Source organism: Hyalangium sp. (assembly GCF_035629615.1).
Classification (GTDB): domain Bacteria; phylum Myxococcota; class Myxococcia; order Myxococcales; family Myxococcaceae; genus Hyalangium.
This window is the reverse complement of the sequence record NZ_DASPHO010000530.1, coordinates 1-10,215: the sequence shown is the minus strand read 5'-3', so window position 1 is coordinate 10,215 and position 10,215 is coordinate 1. Positions and strand designations below refer to the sequence as shown.

The following is a 10,215-nucleotide window of genomic DNA, read 5'->3' as shown; positions in this document are numbered from 1 at the left end:
GAGCCCGCAGGGGGGTGAATGCCAGCGAGTACCAAGCCAGAGCGTAGCAGCGGGTCGGCGGGGCGTTCCTCGGGGCCAGCCCCCACGGCACCAAAGTTGCCGACCGCGCGCGAGGTGGACGAGCTAGGGGCATCTTCGAGGAAGAAGCCGTGGGTGGCGATGTGCAGCAGGCCGGGAGTGGAGAGCTTCAGCAGGGCTTGCTTGGTCGCGTCTGGCCCCAGGAGCAACTGGGCCTGCGGAAACAGACGGTGGATGGCGTCGGCTTCCTTGCGTGTGCCGGGTAGCGGAGTCCAGGGAATGTCAGTGCCCTGTGAGCGCAGCGTGGAGAAGAAGTACTCAAGAGAGGCCGAGCGCGCGGCGAGTCCTGGGGCAGGTTGCGCCTCGGTGGGAGGAGCAGCGGGCGGTGAACTGAAGTCAGGATCCGCTAGCACCACCACGGAAGGATTGGAGGGAAGATCCTGGGAGCGGGGAAGCAGGTCCTTTCCCGAAGTGAGATAGGTGATGTGGAAGGAATCCACGAGGAAGCGTTTGTTATCGTGAAGAGCTGCGAAGGGGATGAGGTTGAGCTGGCCGTCGGGGCTGAGGAAGAGACGGTGCACCTTGTCGAGGTGTGGCAGCAGGGGCTGGAAGGCAAGCTTGTAGAGAACTTGTGCGGTGGGCAGATAGGAGGCGGATTGGCGAGCCAGTGCGTCATGCAGGCGCAGGGCGGCACGGTCGATAGGCTCCGCGAGCCCAAGGTCAACGGCGCGAGTGCGCCCATCCGCGAAGAGCAAGAGTGCGAGGTAGCGCAAGCGGGAGTGAACCTGAGCGGGGGAAATGCCGGGCTTGTGGACGAGGGGACCGTCTTGGTAGGCGATAAACTCGATGAGGGCGCCGTCTGTGGGAAGAGCCTCAGCTACGCGGGAGATGAGTTGAGAGGGGAGTGGCAGGAGGTGGAGTCTGCGGAGCGGTTCCGAGCGCCTGGCGAGATCTGCTTCTAGAGCGTCGCCCTCGTCTGAGAGGCCCTTGAGGCGCTGCTGGTAGTCGGCTGGAGCGCGTTTGCTGGGGCCGGCTAGCGACAGGGCGGCAAGTTGGGTGCGCAGGGTACGCAGGCGCTCGAAGGCCTCGCGGTCGGTAGGGCCCAGATTGCGGTGGATGATGAGCGAGGTGTTGGCAACTTCCAGGACGGAGCGGCCCTTACGAAGAAGTGAGGCGGCGAGGGCAAGGTGGCGAACGCGAGGCTCGCTGGGGTGAGCGCGGACAAGCGCGTAGAGGTCTGCCTCCTGCGCGCGGAGCAGGTGAAGGAAGGTGGCCAGGCGCTGCTCGGAGAGGCCGAAGACCTCTTGGCGCAGGTGCTGCTCGGACGAGGTGAAGGCACGCTCGAAGAGAGGCAGAGCCTTGTCGGGTTGCTGTTGGGCGAGCAGAAGGAGGGCGAGATTGTGGAGCGAGGAGGCGACGCGGGGGTGGTTGCCGCCGAGGGCTGCCTTCCGAATGTTGAGAGAGCGCGTCAACAGAGGCTCGGCGCGCGCGTAGAACCCCTGCTCCTTGTAGAGGGTGGCAAGAGTGTTGAGGGAGCTTGCGACGAGGGGGTGGTTGTTGCCGAGGGCGGCCTCCTGAATCTTGAGCGCGCGCGCTATCAGAGGCTCGGCGCGCGCGTAGAGTCCCTGCTCCGTATAGAGAGTGGCTAGGCCGTTGAGGGAGCTTGCGACGAGGGGGTGGTTGTCACCGAGGGCGGTCTCCCAGATTTTGAGAGCGCGTACCAACAAAGGCTCAGCGCGTGCGTAGAGGCCCTGAAAATAATAGATGGCGGCGAGGTTGTTGAGCGAGGAGGCGACGCGGGGGTGGTTGCTGCCGAGGGCGGCCTCCCAAATTCTGGACGCGCGTGCATACAAAGGCTCGGCGCGCGCGTAAAGCCCCTGGTCTTGGTAGAGAAGGGCTAGGTTGTTGAGCGAATCAGCGACGTCGGGGTGGTTGTCGCCGAGGGCGGTATCTCGAATCTTGAGCGCGCGCGCATGCAAAGGCTCGGCGCGCGCGTAGAGTCCTTGGTATTGATAGAGGAGAGCAAGGTTGTTGAGCGACTGGGCGACATCAGGATGATTACTGCCTAAGGCGGCTTCCCGAATCTTGAGCGCGCGCGTATACAAAGGCTCTGCGCGCGTGTCGAGCCCTTGATCTTGATAGAGAGCGGCGAGGTTGTTGAGCATTGTGGCGAGGCCGGAGTGGCTGTCGCCGAGGGTTGCCTCCGAAATCTTGATCGCGCGCGCAAACAAGGATTCGGCGCGCGCGTAGAACCCTTGATAATGGTAGAGAAGGGCCAGGTTGTTGAGGGATTCAGCGATGTCAGGGTGGTTGTCGCCGAGGGCTGCCTCTCGAATCGTGAGCACGCGCGCCAACAAGGGTTCTGCGCGAGCATAGTCTGCCAGCAGTAGATGAATCTCGCCGAGCAGACCGAGGCAATCAACCACCTTCGGATCCGTTCTCGTGAGTACAATCTCCCGTAATGCCAAGGCGCGCTCGACGAGAGGTATCGCCTGTGCATATTGCCCCGTCTCTTTTAGGCGCTGCCCTTCGTCAAAGGCCTTTTGCGCCTCCACCATGCGTGGGTCCGGGGGAGCCTGCTCCACCGTTGCACACGCAGCACACCACAGAACGAAGAGTGTTGTTGTTGACACTCGCAGCATGGCCATCCATACCGATTTCCCAGGCACTCCACCCATGTTCAGCCCGTCAAGCACGAGCACCCTACTGGGCCTGGAATGTCGCGGACATACCACTCTGGGCGTAGCAACGGAACGCCCTCCAGGTGCTGGCTTCTTGGGGCACGAGCCAATGCAGAGGCGCCGAGCGCGTAGCGTGTTCCTCCTCAAGAGCGGCGCTCTGGTCAGAGAGCGGCCCCGAGGCTCTGCCGGTATTCACGAGGTGAGCGTGTACCGGGGCCCATGAGGCGCAGCACGGACATCCCCGTGCGCAAGGAGCGCAGGAGCTCGAAGCGCTTGAGCTCGTCCCGGCTCAGTCCCTGGGAGAAGGTGCGGGAGAGGGACGAGAGTGATTCAACGGACAGACCCTTGCGCAGCAGCGCGGCAGCGATCGCGAGGTGCTGGACGCGGGGCTCGTCCTGCCATGCAAGGGCGAGGGAGGAGAGCCGCTCCGCCTCCTCCTGTTCACACAGAAGGAGGCGAGGATCCGCGAAGTCATGCACGGATTTCTTCGGGACCGCCTGGAGGGTCCGAGGACGACTGGGACTTCAGAGCCCCTGGGACTGTTCAAGGATCGAAGCAGCCAGGGGCTCGCGGTAGTCCGCAGAGGTTCCGCTCAATTGAGCCTATGGGGTTGGGCCCGGTACATTGCCCCGATCGTGACGGCCATAGGATCGGTTGCGCAGCAGGGCCGCGCCGCCGCCTCCTCCCTTGCGGCGCACCGTACAGCGATCACCCTCCCCAAGCTCCTTCGGGCCTGCTTCGAACCGATCAGGGCACTCTGCGAGCACGGTCTCCACCGGCTGCCCGTCGCGGGTCCCCGAGAGACACGAGGCACCCTCGGGGGTCCACTCCGCTTCGAATGAGGCCAGCTCAGGATCCCAGCCTGCGGTTGCCACCCTCGTCCGCGTGAGCAGCCCCAGCTCATCGTACATGTCGATCGGAGCGTCCTCTCGGGTGTGGCTGCGTCCACTGCCGCAGTAGTCTGCCCGAGCCATGCGCGTGCAGGCCTGGTGTAGCGCCTCCAGGGATTGACCGTCCTTCAGCTCCCAAGGCTTGTAGCCCCAGCCGATGCACTTGGCGATGGCGCCGTTCTCACACGCAAAGGTGAACTTCCCCGGCACGTCGAGCCTGGCACCGCTCCGATCCCACACCCCCGCTACCGCGAGCGCCTTCGGGCTTGGAGCCCGGTGGGTGGCAATGCACGGGTTTGCCCACGTGGCGCTCTCGGCATGCCACACCTCGATCCGGTATCGGAACAGCTGCGGATCCTGGGCGTCCGGCTCGGCGCTGCAGAGCGCCACCTCGACTGGCTGGCCATCGCTGGACGTGCCCTGAAGCACTGCGCCCACGAGCTTCTTAGGCCCAAGCGCCGGAGCCACCAGCCGTCCCTTCTCGAACTGCAGCTTGTTCACCGTGCCACCGTTCAGCCGCACGCGGTCGAGGTCGAGCGATGCCAGCACCGTGCTCGTCTCATCCTCGGCGGCTTGGCGCTTCATTCCCCACAGTAACGTGCCATTGGGCCACTGGGTTCGGTCAGGAGCCTGAACTTGGCAGGGGCGCGGACGGTGCACGGCCCGTGCGTGGGGCGCGAGCGTGGATGTTCTTCTCCCTGCCGGTGTGGGGGCAGGAGCCTCCGGCGGCGGCTGCTTCGGCTGAGGAGGGGAGGCCGGCGTGGAGGTGCTGGCCAGGAGACAAGCAAGGATCAGGAGATTTCGATTCATCTGGAGCCTCTTTGGGGATGGGTTGGATCCACAGCGATGCAAGGCCTCGAGCGATTGCTCTTGGGCCATGGCTCCCCAAGCCACTGAGTTGTGCGGATCGGGGTTCCATATAAAGGAGGCGCGGCGCTGTCCCGCTATGCGAGGGCTCTTGCGGCCATCACTGCGTAGGAAAATTGGCACACACGCGCACGCCGATCCGGGGGTCGCTTAGCGTGCGCGGACTCTTCTGGCGATTCGCGATCAACGCGCCGTAATCACCATAAGACCAGCCTCCTCCCCGTAGCACCATGGTATCGGAGCCTGGAATGATGGACTCGGTGAGCTCGATCGCGTTGCCGGCCATATCGAATAGCCCGAAGGGGCTTACCGAGAGCGGATGGATGCCTACTGTGTCTGGGCCAGAGGCATGGGGCTGAAAGTCGTACGTCCCATCAATGTTGGCATCGTCCTTTTGAAGCCTGTTCCCGTGAGGAAACCTGCGGGCGTCGGCACCGCTGGCGGCTCGCGCCCACTCCCATTCGGAACACAGTCGCGCTCCCGGCAACCTCCCAGAGCGGCTGAGCCAAGCCAGGTAGCCCTTGACGCCCTCCGCAGAGACTCCCACCAAGGGAAAGCGGCGCCAGTCCTGTTCAGCGCGATGGCTTCGCCGAGAGTAGTGAACAGATTTGCCATCGAGTGCCTTGAGGAAGACGTCTTCTGCCAGGAAGAAGGTGAAGTGCCATTGGCCGCCGTCCTCCGGTGAGAGTTGAATTGCAGTGCCCCCAATCTCGCTGACCTTTTTTTCAAGGAGATGCCGCGCAGGCACGCTCGCTTCCGGCGTATTGAGGTACTCCAGCCAGTCACCGAATGTCACCTCATACCGTCCGATGATGTAGCCGTGCTGAAGACAGGTCTGGTGCAGCGGAGCGCTCAGCAGAAATTCTCGTAACTCTTCCGAATCCGCGGTGCCCGTGAAGAAGCAACCCGGTGGAACATAGGCATAGTTCTGGGGCACGGTGGTGGGAAGGTGGATGTTGACCTTCGCGGTCTCGCCTCGCTCAAGCCAGAGGGGGAGTTCGACACGCGCGCCACTCTTTCCCGTGAAGCTGAGGTGATAGGAGCCCGCGGGTAGGGGCACCCGGGCGATGGGGGTTAGACCGGGAGAGGCGTAACCTGGCACGGGCTCTCGTCTTAGTACTCCCTCCTTCTCCACGTAGTGCATGAGTTCGACGACCGAGCCTGGCGGCTGGGTTTCGATATCGAGCTCAGCTGGGGTATCCAGCCGTCCTCGCCACTCATCGTCCCCGGCTGTCAGTCGTTCGAAGCGCTGCACAAGCCGGTCGCGCTCAGCATCTCGATGGAAGCGCTCTGCGAGCAGGATTCGCTGATAGGTGAGCTCGGTGAGGAGCCGGCGCACATCCGAGTCGTCGTGGGCACGATCCACAGCGTCGTCCAGAACTCGTTCGGCCTCCGCATAGGCTGCGTCTGCCTGCTTGTATTCATCGAGCGCGTGCTCCCATACGGCATTGGCGCGCAGCCAGAGGTCCTGCGGGACTACCGGCGCTCCGGGGTTGTCAGGGTCCAGGCCATCGAACAGCAGGAGTGCCCTCTCACGGCTCTCGCTGGCGCGTCGGTCCAGCTTACGCCCCACGGCGAGCGCGGCTTGGGCTTCTTCGATCTTTGCTCGGATCAAGTGCTGCAGCTCCAGCTGTGCATGCAGGCGCGGCCCACCATAGAGGCCTCCTGCCACGAGCAGCAGGAGGAGTGCGGCCATCCAGCGGCGCAGGCTCTGGTGGCGCAAGGTGTTCCGGGAGGCTCTGAGAAAGTGCTGGTCGCGTGGTCCCAGGGAAGTGGCCTCGACGGCTCGTGCTTCGTCCAGCTGACGCTGCCGCCAGAGAAGTTCCTCAGCGCGTCCCAGGCGCTCCCACTCGGCACTCGCTTCCTCGATGCGCTGCCGGAGCGCGCGGTGGCCTGCATCCTCGTCAATCCACTGGCGCAGCGTGCCCCAGCTCGCGATGAGCGTCTCGTGGGCAATCTCGTAGCTCGACTGGCCAGCCTCGGTACGCGCATGAAGCAGGCGCCCTTCGACGAGCGCTCGCAGAGCGGCGCGGGCCTCAACCGAATTCTCGGTGAGTTCCTCCTCGCTTCGCTCGCTCCGAGTGCCCTCCGCGGTAATGAGGCGGCCGAGCAGGCGGCGTGCGGCCAGTTGCTCGGTCCGATCGAGGCGTGCGAGCACGCCGTCAGCATGCCGTGACAGCGCGCCAGCCACGCCGCCCATCACGTCCAGCGCAGCCCGGGTGATACGTCGCCCGGCTGCGTCGCAGCGATCCCAGAGCTCCGCCAGCGTGAACTGGAGCAGAGGCAGGCTGCCCGCGCCTTGCGTCGTGGCCTCGACAAGCGTCTGGACGAGCGCCTCGGACTCGAAGACTACGCCACGGCTGCGCGCAGGGCCCGTGATCGCCTCGCGCACGCCGTCGGGGGTGAGAGGCCGCAGCAGGTAGAGCGCCCGCTCCACCGCGTCTCCCAAGCCCGGCAGCGCACCGACGCGGGTCAGAAAGTCGCCACGCACCGTGAGGAGCACATGCACTCCTTCCGCTGGCAGGGCGAGCTCACCCAGGAGGCTGGCGAAGCGTGCCGCCTCGGCAGGCTCGCTGAGAGTGATCAGCTCTTCGAGCTGGTCGACGAAGAGCAGCAGACCGCGCCCCGCCTGGTAGGCCTTCCGCAGCGCCGGTCCCAGCCATTCCTGCGTCTCGGTGAGCTGGGCACCGAGCTCAGCCTCCGTCTGTCCAAGAACAGGGGCGAGCGCGGCAGCAAGGGCCGCTACCGGACGGCGGCCGGGCTCCATCGTCAGGGTCGAGAAGTCGCGGAACTCATCAATCGCTCCCCGAACGACACGGGGCAAAATGCCGGCGCGGCAGAGCGAGGACTTGCCCACACCCGAGTCGCCGGCGACGAGGACCAGAGGCTGCCGACGCAGCCGCTCGATCACGGCGCGGATGTCAGCGTCGCGCCCAAAGAAGAGCGCGCGGTGCTCGGCCTCGAAGGGGGCCAGTCCCCGGTAGGGATTGCCTGCCGGGAGCACCTCTGTCTCGTGGAGTGGCTCGAGCCGCTCGAGCTCGGCGCAGAGCGCCTCGGCTGAGGCGAACCGCTCCTCCGAGTCAACGTGAAGGCAGCGCTCGATCATCGAGGCAAACTCGGGGGCGATGCCCGGGACGCACGCGGTGAGCGGCGGGCCGAGGCCTTGCGCTGCGGACTCCCATGGCCTCGACGCCGCCTGCTCGGCCTCCAGCAGAGGCAGGTCAGGCCGATGCCGGGGTGGCAGCGTGCCGGTGCAGAGCTCGTAGAGGACCAGGCCGAGGGCATAGAGGTCGCTTCGCGGCGTCGCGGACACACCTCGCAGGAGCTCGGGTGCCATGTACCGCAGCGTCCCCGCAGGGGAGCGCACTGCGCTTGGGTCCTGAGGTGCGCTTGTGTCGACGAGCTCGGCCAGACCGAAGTCGAGCAGCTTGACTTCGCCCTCTGCAGTCAGGAACACATTGTCCGGCTTGAGGTCACGGTGGAGTACGCCCTGGCGGTGGGCCGCCGCGAGCCCACGGGCCAGGCCAATGCCCAGGCCGAGGGCGCGCCGCCAGGGCAGGGGTAAGGCCTGGTGCGCCAGGCTGTGTCCGACGAGGTACTCGGAGACGATGTACGGATGGCCCTCGATCTCGCCAACACGGAACACGGTGACGACATGGGCGTGCTTCAGGCGAGCGATGGCGCGGGCCTCGGTCTGGAAGCGCTTGCGGGCCCGGGCATTGGGCTGAGGTGCGGCGATGAACTTCACCGCCACCTGCCGATCCAGGGAGCGGTCGTTCGCGAGATAGACGATGCCCATGGCTCCGCGGCCGAGCTGCCGCACCAGCTGGAACTCATGGAACTCATGGGGCGGTGTCCAGCCGACAGGAGAAGACTCGGGCAGAGGCTGGGGGCTGCTTTCCAGGCTCAGGCCTCCGCGTGCCACCGCGACGAGCAGCTCACAGCAGTCCTTGCACCTGGCAGCGTGGTCGTGGACGCGAGACAGCTCCTCCGCTGTCAGCCGGCCGTCAACGAGCCCGGCAAGAAGTTCGTCCGTCAGACATTGCGGTTCAGCCAGCGCGGCGCGACGCAGCATGGGCAGTCCGGGGTGGATCCTGGAAGAGGTGGGGACTTCTGGCCGGGCAGTACCGGGCCAGCGGTGGAGCATGAAAAGCCGACACCAATCCACGCCCACCCGTCAAGGAGGGCTGTAGACTGAGAACAAGAGAGGTAGGATGGAGGTAATGGCACAGGATGACGCCGAGTTCGAGAGCCTGCTTCGTCGTGCGTGGGAGACCGGCCGCCGCCGGTGGCCACAGGTGGACTTGCCTGCGGATGTCTTCATTCGCCACCTGGCCGGGCTGCTGCCCGAGGCCCGTGCGGCGGGGCCGCTCGCGCCGCTGGTCGAGCAGCTGGACCTCGAGGGGCTGTATCTTGCGTGCGCCTGTGCGAACAACGTGTCCGCGGCAGCAGAGATGTTCGAGCAGCACTACGTGGCAAAGCTCCCGGCGTTGCTCGGGTACCTCAAGCTGTCCGACACGATGCTGGACGAGGTATGCCAGCAGGTTCGAATGCATCTCCTCGTGCGCACCCCCGGTGCCCCGCAGCGACTCGCCGAGTACACGGGCCGTGGTGCGCTGCTGATCTGGATCCGGGTCATCGCCGTGCGCATGTCGCTCAAGCAGGGTGCCTTGGCCCGGGAGATACCCGATGAGAATGGCCTCGCGGCCCTCGAGAACCTGCCGACACAGGGGACGGACCCGGAGATGGCGCTCATGAAGAGCCATTACCGCCACGAGTTCCGCGAGGCCGTGCGCGCGGCTTTCGCCACCTTGTCGGATGAGCAGCGCTATCTGCTCCGGCTGCACTTCATCGAGCGGCTTCCGACGACCCGGATGGGGCCGTTGTTTGGCAAGGACCAGTCGACGATCTCTCGTTGGCTCAAGGAGGCCCGGGAGAGGGTCTACGAAGAGACGAAGCGTCGACTCCAGGAGCGCCTCCGCCTTTCTTCCCAAGAGTTCGAGAGCCTCATGAGCACCATCAAGAGCAGATTCGACGTGAGCCTCAGCCAGTTCCTGGGGGATAAGGATGGCGGAGAAGGCAAGGAAGAATGAAGGGCGCTCTCGCCAGTTGTTGGCTAATCGGGGCACGGCTGCTCAAGAAAGGAGCGCCAGCCGTCGGCGGGAACTCTCGATATCGATCCAGCATGCAACGCTTCAGCCCCAAAGCTGGCCTGATCCCGCCTCGCATTCCAGTTCATGGGATAGGTGGCGAAGCGGCTGATCTCCCAGATCTGAGGAGAGCATGGCGCGGCTTCTCCATGCAGAAGTTGGGGGAAGACATCTCTCAGCATGTACGGCCCCGTCGTTGGCAGAAGGCGCCAACAGCCCAGAGCCATGGGCTGCCTCGGAGCGTGAAGGATGATGTAGTGGGTTTCCAGAGCATCAAAGCGGTCTCGTTCCTGGCCCTCACGCACCTCCACCTCCCAGCCCAGGAGCTCGTGGAAGACCTTGTGCCTCAACCGGAACATTCCCTCAAGAACCTCTTGGGGGAGTTCCTCCGTTGTGCCGACGAAGAGCTGATCCATTGTCAGTAGGGAGTCGGAAGGCGGGCGACCTATGCAGGGAATTCTTTGGAGTCTTAGAGCTCCTAACAAAAGTCAGGTTTGAAGCCCCCGGAAGAGTATCAGGCAGGTCCCCAGAACGAGGAGACTGAAGTGGACATCGTCTCGGCGCTCGTCACGCACCCGCAGTCGCCGCAGCTGATTGATCCATGCGTTG

General features: G+C 64.9%; 6 protein-coding genes. 1 reads left to right on the top strand and 5 read right to left on the bottom strand.

Going from position 1 to position 10,215, the window contains the following annotated elements:
* From VD972_RS26905 to VD972_RS26890, 4 genes are all read right to left on the bottom strand, one after another.
* Window positions 1-2,576: CHAT domain-containing tetratricopeptide repeat protein (locus VD972_RS26905; RefSeq protein WP_324991608.1), on the bottom strand; the 2,576-nt coding region annotated here is incomplete at its 3' end.
* A gap of 284 nt (window positions 2,577-2,860) precedes the next feature.
* Window positions 2,861-3,178, bottom strand: a complete 318-nt coding sequence (locus VD972_RS26900; RefSeq protein ID WP_324991607.1) for a hypothetical protein — start codon at window positions 3,176-3,178, stop codon at window positions 2,861-2,863.
* Between the two features lie 123 nt (window positions 3,179-3,301).
* On the bottom strand, window positions 3,302-4,174 hold the full coding sequence (locus VD972_RS26895; RefSeq protein ID WP_324991606.1) for an ADYC domain-containing protein: 873 nt from the start codon (window positions 4,172-4,174) through the stop codon (window positions 3,302-3,304).
* A 382-nt stretch (window positions 4,175-4,556) separates the two neighbouring features.
* The gene (locus tag VD972_RS26890) at window positions 4,557-8,531 is read right to left on the bottom strand and encodes a bifunctional serine/threonine-protein kinase/formylglycine-generating enzyme family protein (RefSeq protein WP_324991605.1); all 3,975 of its coding nucleotides are present in this window, start codon (window positions 8,529-8,531) and stop codon (window positions 4,557-4,559) included.
* A 148-nt stretch (window positions 8,532-8,679) separates the two neighbouring features.
* Between VD972_RS26890 and VD972_RS26885 the strand changes: the two genes are divergently transcribed.
* Complete coding sequence (locus VD972_RS26885; RefSeq protein WP_324991604.1) at window positions 8,680-9,549, top strand: sigma-70 family RNA polymerase sigma factor; 870 nt, start codon at window positions 8,680-8,682, stop codon at window positions 9,547-9,549.
* A gap of 23 nt (window positions 9,550-9,572) precedes the next feature.
* Here VD972_RS26885 and VD972_RS26880 read toward each other — a convergent pair whose 3' ends face one another.
* Window positions 9,573-10,022, bottom strand: a complete 450-nt coding sequence (locus tag VD972_RS26880; RefSeq protein ID WP_324991603.1) for an acyl-homoserine-lactone synthase — start codon at window positions 10,020-10,022, stop codon at window positions 9,573-9,575.
* Window positions 10,023-10,215 lie beyond the last annotated feature (193 nt).